Below are 19,855 nucleotides of genomic sequence, written 5' to 3' on the forward strand. Positions count from 1 at the left end.
AAAGTCTAATTGTAAATAAATTTCCAAATGGATGGGGCCACCTTTGATTGGGTATTTACTTTTTTGCCTCTAAACAGGGAAGGTGAGTAAACTGAAAATTATGACACTATTTATGCAACACTAGTGACACGAAAAGGTAAAATAATTCTGTTAGAAGAAGTATTAAATGAGGCTATTCAATTAGCCGAGAAAACAATAGAAGAAAAAAATCCTCAGCTAAGAAATAAAAAAGAGGTTGCAAAAGAAGTAGGTGTTGGAGCTATTATCTTTAGTGATTTAAAACAACACCGAAAGCATGATATAGAATTCGATATAAAGAAAATGCTTCAAACCGAGGGTGAAACAGGACCGTATATACAATATACGTACGCACGTGCTTGCTCTATTTTAAGAAAAGCTCAAGAAGTAGAAACCTACCTAGTGACAGAAGTCAATGATTATGAATGGGAAGTTATTAAATCACTTCAACAATTTCCATCCATCACTCAGCGAGCTGCTTCTGAGTATGACCCATCCTTAATAGCAAAATACGCATTAGATCTGTCACAAGTATTTAATTCATTTTATGGTAACGTGCAGATCTTAAAAGACCCTACTCACTTACCTTATCGTTTAGCGATTGTTCACTCTGTAGTAACTGTGTTAGGAGAATCTTTAAGATTGTTAGGTATGAAAGCGCCAAGCGAAATGTAAACATAACAAAGGAACTGTCCATTTCTTAGTTCAGTTCCTTTGTTCCCCCTTTTCATTTGAACTTATATTATCTATTAGTACAACATTTGAATCTCAAACAAATGATTAATCATTCCTTTTACCGCTTTAGTCTTGTATCCTTTATTCCTGACTATAAAAGTCTCCCTGCTCTCCTCTTCCTAAGCAATGCAACTCTAGAAGTTCCCTAAAAATTAATTGAGCCAAAGTCCCAACTATAATCAAATGCCATGCAATACAACTCCTAAATACTTATTCACCCGAATAATATTAGATTTTCCACCACTGACTAAAGTCCAACCCCCCTCACCCCTTTTGAATACTTTAATAGAGAGAGGAAGTGAACAATTGGAAAAAAGAGAACCATGCAGCAAGTGTGGAAAGATTCATCCCCCTAGGGGCAGGCGAGGACCACGAGGTTTGGAGGGGCCTTCTGGTGAGCAAGGTCCTCCTGGCGAGCAAGGTCCTCCTGGGGCAAGGGGACCTCGGGGGGCAATGGGTTATGAGGGTCCGCGAGGCAGGCCTGGACCTCAAGGAGAGCAAGGTCCTCCTGGGATACCTGGTCCAAAAGGAGATAAGGGAGATAAAGGTGAAACCGGTCCTCGTGGAAAACAAGGACCTCCTGGAGTTCCTGGTGAACAGGGACCTCCTGGAGTGGCAGGAGCTCCTGGGATACCTGGTTCAAAAGGAGATAAGGGAGATAAAGGTGAAACCGGTCCTCGTGGAAAACAAGGACCTCCTGGAGTTCCTGGTGAACAGGGTCCTCCTGGAGTGGCAGGAGCTCCTGGGATACCTGGTTCAAAAGGAGATAAGGGAGATAAAGGTGAAACCGGTCCTCGTGGAAAACAAGGACCTCCTGGGGTAGCAGGGCCGACTGGACCAACTGGAGCTAAAGGTCCCCCTGGAGTGGCGGGACCTCCTGGACCATCTGTAGGGATTCCAGAATATGCTTATATTTTTAATACCGATAAGCAACGGACTTTTCAAGAAGAAGATATCAAATTTAATAAGAATGGTATTATGACAGCAGGAATTACCCATAAAGAAGGAGAAGCAATTATCCACATAAAACATGGTGGAGTTTACGAAATTATTTATCACTTATCAGGAAGACATCCAAACCAGTTAACTCTATTTGCAAATGGTATAGAGATTGAAGGTACATCCTTTAGTGATGAAAGTGGAAATAACCAAAATGTAGGTATTCAAATTCTTCGTTTAAAGGATAATACTGATTTAACTCTCCGTAATCATACGTCCCTACCGAGTTATCTTGACTTACGGTTGGATGGAGGCGGTTCACAAATCGGTATCAATGCTGCCATCACTCTCAAGAAAATTTCTTCATAGTCACTTTATAAGGCTGCCCTTAGTGAAAAAAACTAAAGGTCAGCTTCTTTTCATTTAGTTAAGTACTCTCGTTTAAACTTTCTTTTTTATATGTAAAGATGCGTAAATTTATAGCCATTCACGCTGGCACCATGTCCGTATGAGTTGCTGTATACTCACAAAAACCTGCTGTATGATCACACCTCGGCACCTCTTTCTTTAAGGTGTTGAAACCACTTTAATGCGCGTTTTACAATTTAAAAGTCTACCGTAATAAATAACAGAACCGTAAAAAGAGTTGCTCTTTAAAGAACAACTCCCATACAATAATTATTTATAAAAAGCTTTTAAGAATTTTTTAATAAATCTTTCTACTATACTATTACAAGTATTATTTTATTTTAAAAAATAGTTCAGTCATAATTATTTTTGACTGAACCATTCTCAAAAATTATACTTTTACTAACCTTAAAAAATCTTGTTCCCCAACAATTTCAATTGGCATGCCTTGACGAATCATCTCTTCTGCCTTTTTCATTTTAGTACTTTTAACCCCTTGTACATACTTCACTAAATCGTTGTCGCCAACGACTAAAACATTTGTATTGCTATCGACACCACCTTTACAGTTAGCACCACAATTAACTGCGAGTTGGGCAGCTTGCACCCTTGTCATCGAAATCATTCTACCTGTAAAAACAATGTTAGCTCCATAAAGTGGATGCTTCCTATTTGGAGAACTAATTTCAGTTTCAAGTGATTGAATAAATACATCTGCATTACTTTTTTTAGGACGAGATACCTGTTTCTTTGTAGGCATTGGAGTACCTATTTTTAATTTGTGTATTTTTGAAAGGTCTTGAATAGAATTTGTCTGCGTTTTCTGAAGGGCCTCAAGTGTTATTAACGCTGCAGCCCGTGCATCTTCCAAAGCATCATGATGTCTTAGGCTAATGCCTAGATAATTCGATACTGTAGATAATTTATGATTATAAAGATCTGGCCAAACCTTTTTAGCAATTTGATAGGAACAGCCATACTGAAAATTAGGATATGTCTCATGAAAGTTATTTAATGATGCCCTTAAAACACTAATATCAAAGCTAGCATTATGAGCAATAATCATTTGATTATCTATGAATCCTTTAAAATTCGGCCAAAATTCTTCAAATGTTGGGGCACTAATGACCATATCTTCTGTTATTCCATGAATTTTTGTATTGTAGTAATGAAACTCGCTTAATGGATTGATGAGAGTATGTATTTCTTCTTTGATTTCCCCATTTTTCACTTGCACAATCCCAATAGAGCACACGCTTGTACGTAAACTATTTGCAGTTTCAAAATCTATTGCTACGAAGTCCATTCCATCACTCCTTTTTACGCTTTGTTCATTATTATCTCATAAACTACTAAACACTTAAAACCCCTTGCAATTGCTGCAAGGGGTTTTAAGTGTTTTCTTTAATATAATCTATTCATTGGAGGCATTTCATCCAGACGTCTTTCTCTCTCCAATTTTTCCTCATATTGTTCAGGAGTGTGACGATTTTCTTCTTCCTCTATTGATTCATCTCCAAATGCTGCTGGTCCTAAATTTGGATCCGCACCGGGGGATTGGTTTCCATAATTTTTTTCTTCATTAGTCAGACTTTCATTAAAGCTTGGTCGTTTTTCACGCACGATTCTTTCCTCTTGCATAGAATGTCCAATATGATCTTCTTTTGCTAAATAGGGATCTGTTGCAAATGTTTCTCCTCGTACAAATCGATCTTGAGGTTCATCATAACGTCCATCTGTTTTATTTACAAATTGATTGGTAGATGGTGTGAAACCTTGCTCTTTCGAATAATCACTTATTGGTTCCTCTGTTTCTGTAAAACGAGATTGAACAACGCTTGTTCCAACTGTATCTGTATATACAGTATCATCTTGTCGATTTTCAAAATTTGCATCATCTGCATGAGTTAAAACGTCAGTATACAGAACGATGCTTCCTCCTGACACTTCTTTTGCGTAGCGTTCTGTTTCATATTCATCCAAGTCCAACTTTCTTAATCCTTCTGTTACAGCATCTTCTCCAGTGAACCACGACTTAAATTTGTCCACAAACGTACCCGCTTCATGAGTAGAGACATCCGAATGACGATTAAGTGTGTTAAGGTGTGCACTTTCTCGAGAAATTACATGAATGTCATTTTCTGCGTATCCTTGTTCTTGTAGGAGTTCCAACTTTTCATACATCTCTTCTTCTGAACGAGCTATTTCAATTCGTCGATTTGATTCAATGTTCATTGTGTTTCCTCCTTTATTTGTCTTATGTATCCTTTACCCTCTCATCATTCACAAAAACCTATATTGCATAATTTAATAGACCTGTAATATTTGACATAAGGAAAAACATAAGCGATGTCCGCGGAGAGCGTCCGCCTATAACGGAAATCAATAGCATAGTTTAATAGAGCCATTTATTTGAAAAAAAGAAGAGCTGCAAATTTGCACCTCTTCCATCTTCTTATCCCTTCGTATAAGCTTTTCGAAATCCTTGGATAACATCAATGACTGCAAAGACGACAAACAATAGAATAATTCCTACCATGAAAGTGCCCTTGACATTCATTGTAATATTAAACAATTCCTCAAAATAGATGATGTAATCCTCATTTATTAACTGAGTGTTTGTGAAGATAATAATACAAACAATGGTTGATACTAAATTCCTAATTAAATTCAGTATTGCAACCTTTTTAGTCCATTGACCAACCATAAACTTGTAAAATACTAAAAACATTTCAACTACAATTGCCACAACTACAATTAACCAATAAGATTGTAATACCTCCTGATTAAAAACGGGCGTTACAAATCTTAGCTCACCCTGAACGTTTTCATACACCCCAACTAAATGAACGGCATTGAAATATACAGCTGTAAAAATTGCAATCATAACGATACTTCCAAATATCTCTATATTGGGAATTTTCCTTTTCTTTGAAATAACAGGTATTTCTTTTAAGTCATCTGGGGTCCATTTCTTAAACCCTGTGTTTAGCGATACACTCTCTTTTGATATATCGGTTCTCTCTATTACCGCAAATACTAATGTTATCCAAAAGAAAGTTTGAATTGCCGCATTAATAACTCCCCAAATTCCCTCTCCCATAATATCGAGAAGTATACCAATTACTGCTTCTTTCCCATTATAGGATAAAATATTTTCAATACTCACGATTACAAGAACAATAACAGCCATAATTGGTAAAATCATTTTCAATAAAGTTACATACGCATCAAAATATATCGGACCAATCAAATGCATAGGTCGATCTAAATAACCACTAGCAAGAGTAACTGGATTACCTAGCTTTGTTAAGGATTCCTTTACATCTACCTCTGTATAGTTTTCAGGTAACATATCCTCAATTGTCGAACGTAGCTCAAGTGCAATATCCTCCCGGTTTTTTTCAGGAAGTCTGCGCGTTACTTCTTGAATATAAATATCAATTAGATGCATCCCCTTCTTCCCCTTTCAATAACATATAAAGTTCCCTTGACGTTTTTTCCCATTCTTCCTTTAACTGTTCTAAAATTTCCTTACCATATTCACTCAATACGTAATACTTACGAGGTCTACTTTCGGTAGTGTCCCAGCTGCTGACTACTAAATCTTGTTTTTCTAAGCGACGAAGTAATGGATAGAGAGTACTTTGATCTATTACAATGTTTGACTTCTCTAATAATTGGACAAGTGAGTACCCGTACTGCGGAACACGTAGTTGACTTAGTACAGCTAAAGTCAGTGTTCCTCTTCTTAATTCTGTAATGAAAGAATTTAGTAAATTGCTCAATCTTAATATCACCTCTTATACTGTGTGTTGTACACTATATACTTATACTATGCATCATACACTATTGTGATACATACAACAATGATTTTTTTACAATAAAAAAAACCAATTCATCATATGAATTGGTTTTTTTCTTATTTTCTATCTGTAAATTCTTGTGTATCTCCATCCGAAAATTCAATTTCTAATTCAAATTCTGTATAGTCTTCTACCCCGAATGCTTTAGATACTTTCTCAATTGTTTCTTCTTTGTTCATATCTTTTGTTAAGGCGAGATCTTTAAAAATCGGTTTTAACGCCTCGTAAGCCTCATCACCTACTAATTTTTTTGACTCTAATTTATTTTCATATTCTGCTTCTGTTTCCGATACATCGATATCAAACGAGGCATCAATTGCATCCTTATGTTCTGCAGTATCAATATCTAAATCAAATGCTTGGAATCCAAATTCGCTCTGGGCATCATCTGCAGATGGAGCATTTTCCATTTCTTCATTATCCCCACATGCTCCTAGAAACAGTGCAATAGATAATAACGAACTCCCATATAATGCATACCTTTTCTTCATAGCCAAATCTCCCTCTTATACATAAATGATTTTCTAAACTTAGGTTATCCATAAGTATAGAAGGATAAACGTTTAATCTGGATAACGCTTTTCGCTGGATGAAGTAGACTTTGTTGCACGATGATCTTTTTCATCCTTTACCTTTTCATTTAATTCTTCCACAGGTATCGGATCAACTGTTTGCATATCTTCATCTATATCGAATAGACTTTCCTTTTCAGTATCGACTAAATCAGGATTATCCAATCGACGACCTTCTTTGCGTTCACGATCTTCAGATGATTTCTTCGTCATATTTTTCGCTCCCTTTATATATAAATTTGTTATTAATTGTATAACCTTTTTTACCTACACTAAACATTTTCTAAAAACAAGATTTGTAGTTTACAAATTTTAAATTGGGGGAATCTATTTAATTAACAAAACATTTTTTTGAAAGGGGTAATTCATATGAAAAAAAATACGATGGCATTGACGGCACTAGGCTTAGGTGCAGCGTTTTTAATGAGAAACAAAGAATCTCGTAATAAGCTATCAAAGCAATTCAATAGTTTTACAAACACTCCTATTAGAGGAACAAAAAATAACTCTACTTCGAATTCAAAAAAGGGTTTGTTCAATAGTATATTAGGTCAGTAATGTTAAAGCACTGGTATCTAAAAAAGATATCAGTGTCTTTTTATGTAGAAAAATTGGATTTTAACTCCTAATTCATTATTTATATATGTCTATTTTCCCTCTAATTCTATTTTTTGTCATTCTTAAGTAGGATTTTAAATCTTCTGAATATATGGTAAATTTCTATTGTCATATTAATAGGACGAGTTTTTATTAAGAACTTTGTCTAATTAATGAACCACATTGGGGGAGGAAATAACATTGGGGAAAATGAGAAAAGGGACAATCATTGCACTTGCTACTACTTTGGCACTTAGCACTGCATCATTTGGCGCACCAGCTCCAGTAGCAGCTAAACAGCTAGAAAAACAGCTCACATCTATTCAAGTACAAAAATCAACGCCTAAAGTACCACAACGACTTTTAGCTCCTGAAAATCCTAAGGAAATGGTTAGGATTATTGTCGAACTCGAACAAGCACCTGCTATAGAAACTGCAACGAACAAAGGGGTGCTTTACAAGGACCTACCAAAATCCCAACGCAAATCTGTAGAATCGGCAATTGAAAACAATCAAAAGAATGTTAAAGAAAAAGTAAAAAAGGTTTCTACTAATATACAATTTAAAGAAGAGTTTACTGCTGTGTTCAATGGTTTCTCTGCTGAAGTAGAAGCAAGAGATGTTGCAAGTATCGGTTTATTGGAAGGGGTCAAAGCTGTCTATGAAACGACAGAATACGAACGACCAAGCATCGAGCCACAAATGGTTCATTCAAAAGAATTGGTACAAGCTCAATTAGCATGGGAAAAATACTCCTTCAAAGGGGAAGGTATGGTTGTTGGAGTTATCGATACTGGTATCGATCCAAGTCACAGGGATATGATTTTATCCGACAATTCCTCAGGGGACATTACTTCCTCGGAAGTTAGTTCACTTTTAGCAGAAGGTTCTATTGAACCAGGACAATATTTCACATCTAAAGTTCCTTTTGGTTATAACTATATGGATGGAAATACTGAGATTCGTGACCTTGGCCCAGATGCTTCCATGCATGGTATGCACGTTTCTGGTACTGTTGGAGCAAATGGTGATGAGGAAAACGGTGGAATTAAAGGAGTTGCTCCCGAAGCACAATTACTTGCTTTGAAAGTTTTTGGAAATGACCCATTATTCCCTTCTACATATGGGGATATATATGTAAAAGCAATGGATGATGCGATCAAGTTAGGAGCGGACGTATTAAATATGTCTCTAGGTTCTACAGCTGGCTATGTAGATAATAGCAGTCCAGAACAACAAGCAGTGACACGAGCACAAGAAAATGGATTGTTAGTAGCGATCTCTGCAGGTAACTCTGATATGTTCGGATCAGGTACTTGGTATCCATATGCAGATAACCAAGACTATGGATTAACTGGCTCCCCTTCTGTTTCTGAAGATTCTTTTGGAGTTGCTTCCTTTGAGAACGATTCCATTACAGCATCGAGCTTCAAATATTCATTGGATGGTACCGAATCTGGTCGTTCCTTATTTTTATTAGCTAACGACCAAGATCCTAGCGAACTTCCACAAGATTCCTATGAAGTTGTATTTGCTGGATTTGGTACACCTCAAGATTTCGCTGGCAAAGATTTAAAAGGTAAATTTGCTTTAGTCTCTCGTGGAAGCATTTCTTTTGTTGAAAAAGGTTTAAATGCTCAAGCTGCTGGTGCTGCAGGTGTTATTGTTTACAATAATGCAGCTGGCACGATTAATATGGCATCTGATCCAGCTATTAAAATTCCATATATGTCTACACTTCAAGCAGATGGTCTTGCTATGAAAGCTGGATTAGATGCAGGAAAAGTAGTAACTGTTGCGTTTGATGGAAAATATTTGGATACGCCAAACCCTGAAAAAGGTAAAATGAGTTCCTTTACATCATGGGGTCCAACTCCCAACTTAGATTTCAAACCTGAAATCACTGCACCAGGTGGAAATATTTTCTCTACATTAAATGACAACGAATATGGGTTAATGAGTGGTACATCCATGGCTGCTCCACACGTAGCAGGCGGAACTGCACTAGTGTTAGAAAGAGTTAATGAGGAATTCGGACTTACTGGAGCTGCTCGTGTTCAATTTGCCAAAAACTTAATGATGAACACTGCTAAACCAGTAGAACTTAAAGCAGGTGAATATGTATCACCACGTCGCCAAGGTGCTGGGATTATGCAGCTAGCTAATGCTTTAGAAACGGATGTAATGGTAACAAATGCTTCAACTGGCGAAGCAAAAGTAGCTTTAAAAGAAATTAATGGTGGACAATTCAACTTCGCATTAAAGGCTAAAAACTTTAGTAATGAACAAAAAACATATGATGTGAATGTTCAGTTGCAAGTGGATCGCCCAGTAAATGCTGGGGCTAATTTTGTTACTATTCCAAACAATGCAGCTTATGGATCATATGTATTGGACGAAACGGATGCAACAATTTCTGTACCTGCAACTGTGACTATTCCAGCTAACGGGGAGTCAACAATTAATGTAGCTGTAGACGCTTCCGGCTCTGAATGGTTACGTGAGTATTTCACAAATGGTTACTTCATTGATGGATTTGTTAAGCTAGTGGACCCTAATGAAGAGACTTCTGGAAATGTACCATTAACAGTACCTTTCTTTGGATTTAATGGTTCATGGGATGATGCACCAATCTTCGATCAATTTGCATGGGAAGATTTAACTTACTGGGGTTTCCAAGCTCTAGCTGATGAACAAGGAAACTTTATAAATGGTTCATCTCTAAGCGATGATTTCGATCCTACTAAATTCGCATTTTCTCCAAATGGAGATGGAACTTTAGATAAAGCTATTCCTGTTTATTCTTTATTACGTAACGCAAAAAACTTTGAAGTTAATATTCTAGATGCAAATGGTAAAAAGTTACGAACCATTCGTACGGAAAGATATTTGACGAAACATTATATTGATTCACCAACTAGAGCTCCATACACTTATAATTCAGCCTATGGATGGGACGGTTTAATAAACGGTAAACCAACTGCTGATGGACAATATAAAATCCAACTAAGAGGAGTTATTGATTTTGAAGGTGCACAATGGCAATCGATTGAATATCCAATCATTGTTGACACTAAAGCCCCTTCTGCTGATGTTACATTTGATCCATCTACAAAAACCTTAGCAATTGCTAATGCAAGTGATGACGGTGTTGGAATTGATCGTGTAGAAGTTTATGTAAATGATCAGGAAGTAACAGAAGCTGCTACTCTTGAGTCTTATGTGGTGGAACAAGCTCAGCCAGGAGATAAGCTGTCTGTTAAAGTTTGGGATATCGCAGGTAATGTGACTACAGAAGAGGCTTCAATAGGAAATGCAACCGAAACAAAAGAACCTGTTATCTTTATTCAATCACCAGAGGCATTAGGAACATATAATACTTCTAATATATTGGTAGAAGGAACTGTCGAAGATGATTCTGCTATCAAATCACTTAAAATAAATGGTGTAGCTGCAAAATCATTCGACGGTAAAGCTTTCTCACACACTTTAACATTCAATAGTGGTGTACACGATGTAAATGTGGAAGCAATCGATGAATTTGATAATAAAATGGCTATCACTCGTAAAATTATTGTAGACACAGAAAAACCAACTGTACAAGCAGTGAAAAAATCATTACCTAAAAATGTTAAAGCAGAAGATCCTAATCCAACAATACAAGTTCAAGTTGGTGATAACTTTGATGAGGTTCGTCTGTACTTGAATGGAAGTGAAGTATTCTATAATCCACTTTCTGAGCCATACGCAATGAAAGGCTACAATCATACTGTAGATGTAGAACTTCCATTAGAACCAGGTAATAATAACTTTGAACTAAAAGTGGTGGACTTAGCCGGTAACGAATCAGTACAAAATATTACCGTTACGAAGCAAGAAGTAAAAGAAACAAAACCACCAAAAGGAAAAGATAAAAATTAAATAAGAAAAGGGTTGTCCCAATATCTTTTTGGGACAACCCTTCTTTTGTTTAAGAAAGCTTGAATCGATTTACAACTTCCTGTAATTCTTGCGCAATCTTGTTCATATGTTCAACGGAACCAGCAACTCTTTCTAATTCAGCTTGTTGATCAGCAGCAGAAGCACTAACCTCTTCTGCTGAAGCAGCAGTTTCTTCTGATATAGCCGAAATACTTTGAATGGCCATTATTGCTTGATTTTTATGTTCCAACATATCAGAAAGCTCCGTTACTAACTCGTTAATCGCACTGGCAATGGCACTTGAAAGTTCATTATTATCTTTGAAAGCCGTCTCTGTACTATGGACCGATTCACTCTGTGCTTGCATTAAAGCTACATTAGAAGCAATAACTGCTACGGTTTGTTTTGATTCCTCTAATATACTATCCACAGTGCGCTTAATGACTTCGGTTTCGCTTCTTGACTGTTCGGCCAGTTTTCTTACTTCTTCTGCAACTACTGCAAATCCTTTACCATGCTCTCCAGCTCGAGCAGCCTCGATGCTTGCATTAAGGGCAAGTAAGTTTGTTTGTTCTGCAATACCTTGAATAGAAGCAATAACTTGATTGATATTTGCAATGTTTGAAGATAGGGTTTCTATTTGTTGTTGAACCTTTTCATTCATTTCATTCGTTGCAATATTATTTTCACGTAATGCCACTACTTCATTCATGCCTTTTTGTGTCGATATACTAGTTTTATTTGATAACTCATTCATTTGCTCAGATAATGTTGTAAGTGCATCTATTTGTTCCGATAATTCAATCATTCGGTGATTCGTTTCTTCTGTATCCTCTGATTGCTTAGAAGCACCTTGTGCAATTTCATTCGTAGCTAAAGACACCTCTTGGCTAGAAGCAACTATTTCATCAAATGCTTCGTGTACATCACTAGACGATTTATTAAGAAGTGTAGAAGAATTAAGTACGGTATGTATTGCATCTTTTGTTTTTTCTAGCATATTGTTATAAGCTAATGCAACCGCGCCTATCTCATCGGATTTAATATATTTTTCTTCCACCTTTTTAGTTAAATCTCCACCTGCAGCAGTTTCAATTGACGCGCGTAAAAACTTCAAAGGTTTTAATTGCCTAAAGATAAACCACGCAGTTACAATTGCCATTAAAGCTACCATTACAATAGCTGCAACAATTGTTAATATTAATATTTGATTATACGTCTCTAAGATTTTAGATTTTGGTAATACCAGTTGAACTGACCATGTATCATCAATTCCCTCAAGTATCATTGGTGAAAATGCATTATAGGAGTTTTCTCCAAGCTGCTTCGAATCCACATATAAATGCGCTGGCTTTCCACTATCAAGTGTACTTTTCACTGGGTTCCAATCAATTGAATCCTCCATATTCGTTCCATTCATTTTTTCATTAATGCTATTTACTGTAAGCATTCCACTCTGCGTAATAATACCTGCATATCCACCAGCAGGTTTAATGGAATTTACTAGTTCTGCTAAAAATTCAATGGACAAGTCGGCAGTAAGGACACCAAAAAAAGTGCCGGAAGATGTAACTAAAGGGACGGAGATCGTTGTCATAGAAACTGTTTTTCCATTTACATCGTAATCATATGGCTCCGTCAAAACTGCTCGTCCCTCTTTTTTCGGAATCCAGTACCAGTCAGCAGAATCTTCTTTTTCATACCCTTCTATAGGACTAGTTATTATACTATCCCCTTCTTTATACAAATAAGGAATAAAGCGTTTCTCACTATCAGTAAGCGTATTGGAAATAGTGGAATCTACTTCTACTGTTCCGGGTTCCAAGAGTGCCGCTACTCCGAACAAATCATTGTTTTTAGCTAAATTTGTTTCTAAAACATTTAATACTTCGTCTTCTGATAGGTCTCCGTTTGCCTGCATTGTCTCAAGAATATTCTTAGTAGTCTGCAAGACATCATTTGTTTTCTTAAAACGATCGCTCATCTTCGCGGCAGAGAATTGTGCATTTTGAAGAGTTGATTTCTCAGAATCATCTATACTTTGGTTGTACAAAATCACACTTGTTACAACTGTATAAGCAAGAAATAAAATCAAAAATAGACCAATAATAAGTGCTGATAACTTTATAGCAATACTTTTTGACTTTTTCACATTATTACACTCCTTTTTCAACTAAATTTATCATAATGTTTTATTTATCAAGCAACAAGACTATAATTTGGAATTTAATTAGACCTATTTGATCGTTTTTAGTGAAGGTTTTTTGTCTTAAACAAAAAAACAGCAAGTGGGACTTAATACCACTCGCTGTAGGTCAATTTATTTAGTTAGATTCATGCTTATAATAACTGTTTAACTCATGATAGTACTTATTTAAAGATGAAGTCGATACTTGAAAATTCTCAGCGATTTCCTTCACCGTCAAATTTAACGGTTCAAAAAGACCGTTTTCTTGTCCGAATCGAATAGCTCCTGCCGCAATAGCTACTTCTTTACGAGCATTCGGTTGCTGTTCAAATAAATAGTCTTCCACTATTTCTAATAATTTTTCATACTCTCTATCATTGTTCTTCAAAAAATTAATAGCGACTTGTAGTACCCCTGCTTCAAAGTGTGTATATTCCCCACCCTCATAGCCATTTTCTCCAAGTAAACTCCAAAATATTGGGCCGTTTTCTTTAAGAAAATCTGATGGTGATACCTCCTGCTGATCCTCGTATTGTTTCGTTAGATTCTCAAATACGCATTTGTGATCTGTCGGAAAGAAGATTAAGCTGGAAATAGCTAAAAAATGGTTTTCTTCCGTTCCATCTGGTAATACAAAGCAATACGTATGCATTCCTACCGGTACTGGTTTTTCACTTTCTCGTTTCAGTTTAATGTTTTCTTTTGTAAAAATGTTCCTTACAGTTAAATAATATTCTTCCACCTCTTCTACTTCACCAATGTACACTCGAGGTTCTTCCCACATCTTTAACACTTCTAATGTCGAAGGTCGCACTACTTTCTTTTGCTGCTTTTCTAAATAATCTCTCCAAATTTCTTGTTGATGATGGAAAAAGAATTCATCTAGTACAATCGCTTCAATCATTTCTTGGTCCAAATATTTTTTTAATGGCTCACTCCATGTTTTTACAAGCTCTACGTAATTAGGTAAATCTTTTCTTTCTGGATATTCCTCGTAAAACGTCTGTAATATTCGTTCCAACTCTTCTGACTGAACTTCTTCTATTGTAATAGTCTCTTTCGACTCGCAACATTTTTTATATTTCTTCCCGCTCCCACATGGACAGGGATCATTACGTCCTACCATCTAAACACTTCCTTTTACTAATTAACATATCGTTTTAGTCTATCATAATATTGGTAGACAATTAAGGAACTAACGACTTGGTGCATATTTCTTAGTATAAAGCTCTGTTAAATTTCATTGTTGATATGTAATGAAAAGAATGGATGCAGCAATTCGCCTATAGGATATAAAAAAGGAAAACACCAAGCTCTTATTCAAGGCTAGTGTTTCCCTATTTTTTTTTACTTTATTTCATTGGTCCACCGTTAATCGTTGTTAATGCTTCATTCGCCTTAAAAATTTTTCCATTCACTTCGGTTATCCCATAACTTTCTAAGCGTTTGGAGTGCATGGTCAAGTAGTTTTCGGCATCTACTTTTGATTCAAAAAGATAAATTCCACCTACTTCTTTCATCTCTTCGTTCTCTGTCCATATTTTCCATTTAAACCCTTTTTCTTCATTTATACTTTTTGCCAAATCTGCATATGCTTCATACATTTCTTTTCCGTAAGGACCATTTTGTTTAAAATCTACTTGTAAAATATATGGCATTTGTTGATCTCCTTTTATCTACTTCTATTTTATAATTTGTAGTTTGGCTTTACACGGACATTTCTATCCTTGCAAATAACATCGATATATAAGAAAAAATGGAAGAAAGAACAAAGCTAATCCAAATCGTTTGCAGGGATGTGAACTCTGTAAAAAGTGTCACACTTAAGAGCCAACCAATGACAATTGAATAGGGTAGTAATCTAGAAATCTCACGCTTTGAAAAAATGATGATTAACATTACAGGAATAGAAGCAGCGTATAAGTGTCCATAGAAAAATAAAAAGTCCAGCAAACTAAATTCTACAAAATGGGTTACCACTAAGAGAAAAAATAATAGTATACCTGAAAAAATATACGATTCTTTTTTCAGCTGCTTATCCGACATAGTCTTTTTAATCGGTAACCGTATGTGTTTAATATAATGAATGGTCGTAGCATGTATTTCTGCATTTATCGTTGTTGAAATAGCACCAAAACAAAATAAAAAGAATAAAATCGAAAGAAAAAGCGGGTCTATTTTAGTTATTAATTGAAATAAGAGCGTGTAGGTTTCTCCAAAAGATCCTTCAAAGATTACAATCATGAGCATGGCAGATAGTGCAATAGGAATCGTACTCCAAACAAATGCTGTGGACCATAAAGTGATTCGGACCTTTCTTTGATCCATCATATAGAGTCTTTGCCAAGTAGATCGATCGGTAAGTACCTGTCCAAAGCCTACTAACATAAAAGTTAAAATAAATACAAAAGCTTCTTGGTTTTTAGCAAACAATAAATATGGATGATATAAGCGTATGCCATCATACACTCTAAATGCCCCTTCTTGAATGAAGAAATACAGTGGGATAAAAATGACAGCAGCAAATATAAAAAAAATGGCAACACCTTCTAATCGAGAAATCCATTTCATCCCTCCTAATCCCGCTATAACAAAACAATAGAGGAAAAAGAAAAATAACGATATTGTATATGGAATGTGAAATATTAAATCAAATAAAACAGCTGCTCCTATTGCTTGCATAAACAGAGAATCTAATCCTAGAAAAAGAATTATACTTGTCATTAACCAATAGCCATCTTTTCGTAAACGTTTCTGAAACACATCTCCCAGTGTTTCAATTTGAGGAAATCTATTTCTAATCTTTCCTGCTAGATTTCCAAACATAAATATCGAGAAAGCCCCAACTAATGAATAACCAATTCCTCCGAGTAATCCATATTTCACAAGAGATTCAGGGGAAGAAAGAATCGTGTTCCCTGTAATCCATCTTGCCAATAGACTAATCATTCCGGATGAAATACCAAAAATCAAAGAACCTGTTATATAGTGACGATACGTTTTCATATTCCATATCCTACAGCTTTTTTTGGATTAATCCTATATTCGGATGGTGTTATTCCAAACTGTTTCTTAAACATTGCACTAAAATAATGCTGACTATTAAATCCTGCTTTTTCTGAAATAACTGCAATACTCATCTCCTTGTGATCCACTAATAGTTTTTTAGCCATTTCTAATCGATAAGCATTTAAATAATCTGCAAAACCTATTCCAACCTCTTCAAAAAATTTACGACTTAAATAAGTAGCATTCAAGTGTATGCGATTGGCTACAATACTTAAGCTCAACTTTTCATTAAATTCCTCTCGAATAATACGTAGTACCTCTTGAATGGAGTCATTTTGGGAACTCCATTTTCTATACTTCTCAAGAAGACTTAACAATTCATCCTCTACAATAGGTTTAGTTAAATAATCGTTTACACCTATTCGTAAAGAAGTCTGTGCATACTCAAAAGATTGATAAGCCGTAACCATAATAATATCGATTTCATAGTTTTTCTTTAATTCTTTTGCAAGCTCTAAGCCACTCTTACCAGGCATCTGAATATCTAAAAAAGCCAAAGATATAGTAACTTTTCCTGCTATTTGAAGCGCAATAGACGCATCTTGTGCTTTGTAAAATGTCCAATTAGGAAATTGCGGCTTCATAATATATTCCAATTGCTCTAATTCCAATGCTTCATCATCAACTAGTAAGATATTCATATTTCTCCCCCTTTCTTTTAAATATTTTAATAGAATGATAATCCTTCTTATTTAGTTAATGGAAACTTTACTTCCACGAGTGTTTCATTTCCGACATAGTTCATTTGTAAATAGTGGACCTGTGTCGGAAATAACAAATCTAATCTTTTTTGAATATTCCGTACTCCATATCCACTTTCTTCTGGTTTATATTCTTTCTTTTCATTTATAGGTTCAATTAAATATGTATTCCAAACTTCCAAAAACAAAAATCCATCCGAATGGTAAACAATTATTTTCAATCTTGCAGGACCCATATTTTTCTCAAAACCATGTTTAAAAGCATTTTCAACAATCGTTTGAATCATGAATGGCGGTAAAAGTGCTTTTTCACATTGTTCTTCTACATGTATACTAACTTCTAGCCTTTCTCCAAAACGTAAGCTCTGAATTTCCAAGTAATTATTTACATATGCTATTTCATCCTCCACTTTGATTAAAGAAGCATGTGTAATATATTTAAACTTAAAGAATTTAGCCATAACCTCTAAACCTTTTATCAATTCTTCTTTTCGATCTAAGCGCGCTAAACTCAACATCGTATTTAATGTATTAAAAAAAAAGTGTGGCTGTATTTGTTGATTCAACTGGTCGTAATTTGCGTGTTGTAATTCTTTTTCTAGAGCAAGCTTAGATGCTTCTTTCTGAAGATTATCAATCTGTCTTTCAAAAATCATTACAAACGAAAGAGTAAAAGCTCCTACTAGAGGAGCTAATACACATATCAAGACGTATAAGGAAAAAGACTCTAAAGGCATCATTTTGTATACGTCCTTTCTTAAATATCTTATTTCACTATCGTATCCTCATTATTAAGAATAGTAAATCATCTTAAGTAATATTTTATCTTGTAAATAATTCCTCAGCAAAATGACAAGCGACCGAATGATTTGTCTCTATTTCCCTTAAAATAGGTTCTTCCTGGAAACAACGCTCTGTTGCAAAGGGACAACGCGTATGGAATCTACAACCTGTAGGAGGATTTATTGGAGAAGGAACATCTCCCTTTAAAATGATTCTTTCTCTCCTTTTTGTTTCGTCGATTACAGGTATAGCTGATAAAAGGGCCTTCGTATATGGATGCATAGGCTTATTAAATAAAGAAGATTTATCTGCAATTTCTACTACTTTCCCTAAATACATAACCATTACTCGATCCGAAATATGTCGCACCACACTTAAATCATGAGAAATAAATAAAAATGTAAGATCGAACTCTTTTTGTAATTTCTTTAATAAGTTTAATATTTGCGCTTGAATCGATACATCTAAAGCTGAAACAGCTTCATCACAGATTATTATCTCTGGATTTACAGCTAGTGCTCTAGCTATACCAATACGTTGTCTTTGACCTCCAGAAAATTCATGTGGATACCTCTCTAAGTATTCGGGGCGTAGCCCAACATGTTTCATCAACTCTAACATTCTCACCTCTCGCTTATTAGGAGGGAGTACCTTTTGAATCGCCATTGCTTCCTCTAACATTTGACGTATTGTTCTTCTAGGATTTAAAGAAGCATAGGGGTCTTGGAATATTACTTGTATGTTACCTCTTATATCTCGAAGCTCTTTTTTACTCATTCTAAGAAGAGATTTGCCTTTAAACACTACATCCCCTTCAGTAGGTTCATCAAGACGTAGAATAGAACGTCCAGTTGTCGATTTACCGCACCCCGACTCTCCTACGATACTTAATGTTTCTCCAGGAAATAGACTAAAGTTTATACCATCAACAGCCTTTACTACCTGTTTAGGCTGGAACATAACTTCTCTTTTCAACACAAAATGCTGCTTTAAATCAGAAATCTTTAATAATGGCACTTTTTCTTTTAGGGTATTATTCATGGCGCAACCACCTCTTTTGTAAAACTTTCTTGCCATTCTTCTGAATACTTCCAACACCTAACTTTACTTAATTCATCCACTTGGGTTAAATTCGGTTGCTTTTGAACACATATATCTTGTGCAAATGGACATCTTTCTGCAAATCTACAACCAACTGGATAGTCATAAGGACTCGGAACAGTACCTTCAATAATTTGTAGCTCTTCTTGATCTTCATATAGTTTAGGAAGAGAGCCAATCAGCCCTTGTGTATAAGGATGTAAAGGATTTATAAATAAATCTTTCGCAACTTGGTGTTCTACAATTTGTCCTGCATACATGACCCCAACTTGATCACACATTTCAGCTACTACACCCAAATCATGTGTGATAAAGATAATGCCCATTCCAATTTTCTTTTGTAAATCTTTCATAATTTCTAAAATTTGCGCTTGAATAGTAACATCTAACGCAGTAGTTGGCTCATCGGCAATCAGAACTTCTGGAGTACAGGCTAATGCCATAGCAATCATTATTCTTTGTCTCATACCACCACTAAGCTGAAATGGTTCCTGCTTTGCTCTTTTTTCAGGAGAAGGAATACCAACGAGACCAATCATTTCAACTGATTTATCCCACGCTTGTTTTTTAGTTAATCCCTGATGCAACCTTAATGCTTCAGCAATTTGCTCCCCTACGGGGATAACAGGGTTTAAGCTAGTCATAGGTTCTTGAAAAATCATCGAAATACGATTTCCTCTAATTTTCCGTATTTCCTCATCGGACATTTTTACTAAGTCCTGTCCCTTCAATAAAACTTGACCATCCACTATTTTCCCAGGCGGCGAAGGGATTAACCGAAGGATCGATAAAGAAGTCATGGATTTTCCGCAACCTGATTCTCCAACAATCCCCAGTGTTTCACCCTTTCTCAAAGTAAAATCTATGCCATCCACGGCTTTTGAAATGCCTTTATTAGAAATAAAATGTGTTTTTAAATTCTTTACTTCTAATACAATTTCTCTTTCCATTGTTTTC

Annotated in this window: 19 protein-coding genes; 5 read left to right on the forward strand and 14 right to left on the reverse strand. The window is 35.6% G+C overall.

The window, feature by feature from the left end:
• Positions 1–123 precede the first annotated feature (123 nt).
• From argS to PGC35_RS03980, 3 genes are all read left to right on the forward strand, one after another.
• The gene (gene argS, locus PGC35_RS03970; protein WP_375218276.1) at positions 124–693 is read left to right on the forward strand and encodes an arginine--tRNA ligase domain-containing protein; all 570 of its coding nucleotides are present in this window, start codon (positions 124–126) and stop codon (positions 691–693) included.
• A gap of 358 nt (positions 694–1,051) precedes the next feature.
• Positions 1,052–1,576 carry a hypothetical protein gene (locus PGC35_RS03975; RefSeq protein ID WP_375218277.1) on the forward strand — a complete coding sequence of 175 codons (525 nt, stop codon included), beginning with the start codon at positions 1,052–1,054 and terminating at the stop codon, positions 1,574–1,576.
• Positions 1,483–2,061, forward strand: coding sequence for a collagen-like triple helix repeat-containing protein (locus tag PGC35_RS03980; protein ID WP_375218278.1), 579 nt, complete (start codon positions 1,483–1,485; stop codon positions 2,059–2,061). Before PGC35_RS03975 ends, PGC35_RS03980 begins: the two co-directional genes overlap by 94 nt.
• Positions 2,062–2,491: 430 nt before the next feature.
• Here PGC35_RS03980 and PGC35_RS03985 read toward each other — a convergent pair whose 3' ends face one another.
• The 6 genes from PGC35_RS03985 to PGC35_RS04010 form a co-directional block, all read right to left on the reverse strand.
• Positions 2,492–3,406 carry an exonuclease domain-containing protein gene (locus PGC35_RS03985; RefSeq protein WP_375218279.1) on the reverse strand — a complete coding sequence of 305 codons (915 nt, stop codon included), beginning with the start codon at positions 3,404–3,406 and terminating at the stop codon, positions 2,492–2,494.
• A 98-nt stretch (positions 3,407–3,504) separates the two neighbouring features.
• Complete coding sequence (locus tag PGC35_RS03990) at positions 3,505–4,335, reverse strand: general stress protein (protein WP_375218280.1); 831 nt, start codon at positions 4,333–4,335, stop codon at positions 3,505–3,507.
• 220 nt (positions 4,336–4,555) lie between these two features.
• Positions 4,556–5,554, reverse strand: coding sequence for an HAAS signaling domain-containing protein (locus PGC35_RS03995; protein ID WP_375218281.1), 999 nt, complete (start codon positions 5,552–5,554; stop codon positions 4,556–4,558).
• On the reverse strand, positions 5,541–5,888 hold the full coding sequence (locus PGC35_RS04000; protein WP_375218282.1) for a PadR family transcriptional regulator: 348 nt from the start codon (positions 5,886–5,888) through the stop codon (positions 5,541–5,543). The genes PGC35_RS03995 and PGC35_RS04000 overlap by 14 nt, the downstream gene beginning before the upstream one ends.
• Before the next feature lie 134 nt (positions 5,889–6,022).
• A complete protein-coding gene (locus tag PGC35_RS04005; protein ID WP_375218283.1) occupies positions 6,023–6,457 on the reverse strand; it encodes a YusW family protein in 435 nt (144 codons plus the stop codon).
• 72 nt (positions 6,458–6,529) lie between these two features.
• Positions 6,530–6,751 carry a hypothetical protein gene (locus PGC35_RS04010; RefSeq protein ID WP_053590736.1) on the reverse strand — a complete coding sequence of 74 codons (222 nt, stop codon included), beginning with the start codon at positions 6,749–6,751 and terminating at the stop codon, positions 6,530–6,532.
• Positions 6,752–6,907: 156 nt separating this feature from the next.
• On the opposite strand from PGC35_RS04010, the gene PGC35_RS04015 reads away from it, so the two are divergent.
• On the forward strand, positions 6,908–7,096 hold the full coding sequence (locus tag PGC35_RS04015; protein WP_275788469.1) for a hypothetical protein: 189 nt from the start codon (positions 6,908–6,910) through the stop codon (positions 7,094–7,096).
• A gap of 249 nt (positions 7,097–7,345) precedes the next feature.
• Positions 7,346–11,056, forward strand: coding sequence for a S8 family serine peptidase (locus PGC35_RS04020; RefSeq protein ID WP_375218486.1), 3,711 nt, complete (start codon positions 7,346–7,348; stop codon positions 11,054–11,056).
• 49 nt (positions 11,057–11,105) lie between these two features.
• Here PGC35_RS04020 and PGC35_RS04025 read toward each other — a convergent pair whose 3' ends face one another.
• From PGC35_RS04025 to PGC35_RS04060, 8 genes are all read right to left on the reverse strand, one after another.
• Positions 11,106–13,208 carry a methyl-accepting chemotaxis protein gene (locus PGC35_RS04025; RefSeq protein ID WP_375218284.1) on the reverse strand — a complete coding sequence of 701 codons (2,103 nt, stop codon included), beginning with the start codon at positions 13,206–13,208 and terminating at the stop codon, positions 11,106–11,108.
• Positions 13,209–13,380: 172 nt separating this feature from the next.
• Positions 13,381–14,370, reverse strand: coding sequence for a YecA family protein (locus PGC35_RS04030; protein ID WP_375218285.1), 990 nt, complete (start codon positions 14,368–14,370; stop codon positions 13,381–13,383).
• 226 nt (positions 14,371–14,596) lie between these two features.
• Positions 14,597–14,902, reverse strand: coding sequence for a monooxygenase (locus PGC35_RS04035; protein WP_375218286.1), 306 nt, complete (start codon positions 14,900–14,902; stop codon positions 14,597–14,599).
• Between the two features lie 49 nt (positions 14,903–14,951).
• Complete coding sequence (locus PGC35_RS04040; RefSeq protein ID WP_375218287.1) at positions 14,952–16,250, reverse strand: SLC5/6 family protein; 1,299 nt, start codon at positions 16,248–16,250, stop codon at positions 14,952–14,954.
• Complete coding sequence (locus tag PGC35_RS04045) at positions 16,247–16,954, reverse strand: response regulator transcription factor (protein WP_053590741.1); 708 nt, start codon at positions 16,952–16,954, stop codon at positions 16,247–16,249. The genes PGC35_RS04040 and PGC35_RS04045 overlap by 4 nt, the downstream gene beginning before the upstream one ends.
• 47 nt (positions 16,955–17,001) lie before the next feature.
• On the reverse strand, positions 17,002–17,754 hold the full coding sequence (locus tag PGC35_RS04050; RefSeq protein WP_375218288.1) for a sensor histidine kinase: 753 nt from the start codon (positions 17,752–17,754) through the stop codon (positions 17,002–17,004).
• Between the two features lie 82 nt (positions 17,755–17,836).
• Positions 17,837–18,838 (reverse strand): ABC transporter ATP-binding protein, encoded by a 1,002-nt coding sequence (locus PGC35_RS04055; RefSeq protein ID WP_375218289.1) that lies wholly within the window; start codon positions 18,836–18,838, stop codon positions 17,837–17,839.
• Positions 18,835–19,848, reverse strand: a complete 1,014-nt coding sequence (locus PGC35_RS04060; protein WP_375218290.1) for an ABC transporter ATP-binding protein — start codon at positions 19,846–19,848, stop codon at positions 18,835–18,837. The genes PGC35_RS04055 and PGC35_RS04060 overlap by 4 nt, the downstream gene beginning before the upstream one ends.
• Positions 19,849–19,855 lie beyond the last annotated feature (7 nt).

This window comes from Psychrobacillus sp. PGGUH221, assembly GCF_042055255.1.
In the GTDB taxonomy this organism is placed as follows: domain Bacteria; phylum Bacillota; class Bacilli; order Bacillales_A; family Planococcaceae; genus Psychrobacillus.

Bases quoted from the DNA above. Each gene is read 5' to 3' on its own strand.
- PGC35_RS03985 (WP_375218279.1), bottom strand. From the start codon at position 3,406: ATGGACTTCGTAGCAATAGATTTTGAAACTGCAAATAGTTTACGTACA.
- PGC35_RS03990 (WP_375218280.1), bottom strand. From the start codon at position 4,335: ATGAACATTGAATCAAATCGACGAATTGAAATAGCTCGTTCAGAAGAA.
- PGC35_RS03995 (WP_375218281.1), bottom strand. From the start codon at position 5,554: ATGCATCTAATTGATATTTATATTCAAGAAGTAACGCGCAGACTTCCT.
- PGC35_RS04005 (WP_375218283.1), bottom strand. From the start codon at position 6,457: ATGAAGAAAAGGTATGCATTATATGGGAGTTCGTTATTATCTATTGCA.
- PGC35_RS04010 (WP_053590736.1), bottom strand. From the start codon at position 6,751: ATGACGAAGAAATCATCTGAAGATCGTGAACGCAAAGAAGGTCGTCGA.
- PGC35_RS04015 (WP_275788469.1), top strand. From the start codon at position 6,908: ATGAAAAAAAATACGATGGCATTGACGGCACTAGGCTTAGGTGCAGCG.
- PGC35_RS04020 (WP_375218486.1), top strand. From the start codon at position 7,346: ATGAGAAAAGGGACAATCATTGCACTTGCTACTACTTTGGCACTTAGC.
- PGC35_RS04030 (WP_375218285.1), bottom strand. From the start codon at position 14,370: ATGGTAGGACGTAATGATCCCTGTCCATGTGGGAGCGGGAAGAAATAT.
- PGC35_RS04035 (WP_375218286.1), bottom strand. From the start codon at position 14,902: ATGCCATATATTTTACAAGTAGATTTTAAACAAAATGGTCCTTACGGA.
- PGC35_RS04040 (WP_375218287.1), bottom strand. From the start codon at position 16,250: ATGAAAACGTATCGTCACTATATAACAGGTTCTTTGATTTTTGGTATT.
- PGC35_RS04045 (WP_053590741.1), bottom strand. From the start codon at position 16,954: ATGAATATCTTACTAGTTGATGATGAAGCATTGGAATTAGAGCAATTG.
- PGC35_RS04050 (WP_375218288.1), bottom strand. From the start codon at position 17,754: ATGATGCCTTTAGAGTCTTTTTCCTTATACGTCTTGATATGTGTATTA.
- PGC35_RS04055 (WP_375218289.1), bottom strand. From the start codon at position 18,838: ATGAATAATACCCTAAAAGAAAAAGTGCCATTATTAAAGATTTCTGAT.
- PGC35_RS04060 (WP_375218290.1), bottom strand. From the start codon at position 19,848: ATGGAAAGAGAAATTGTATTAGAAGTAAAGAATTTAAAAACACATTTT.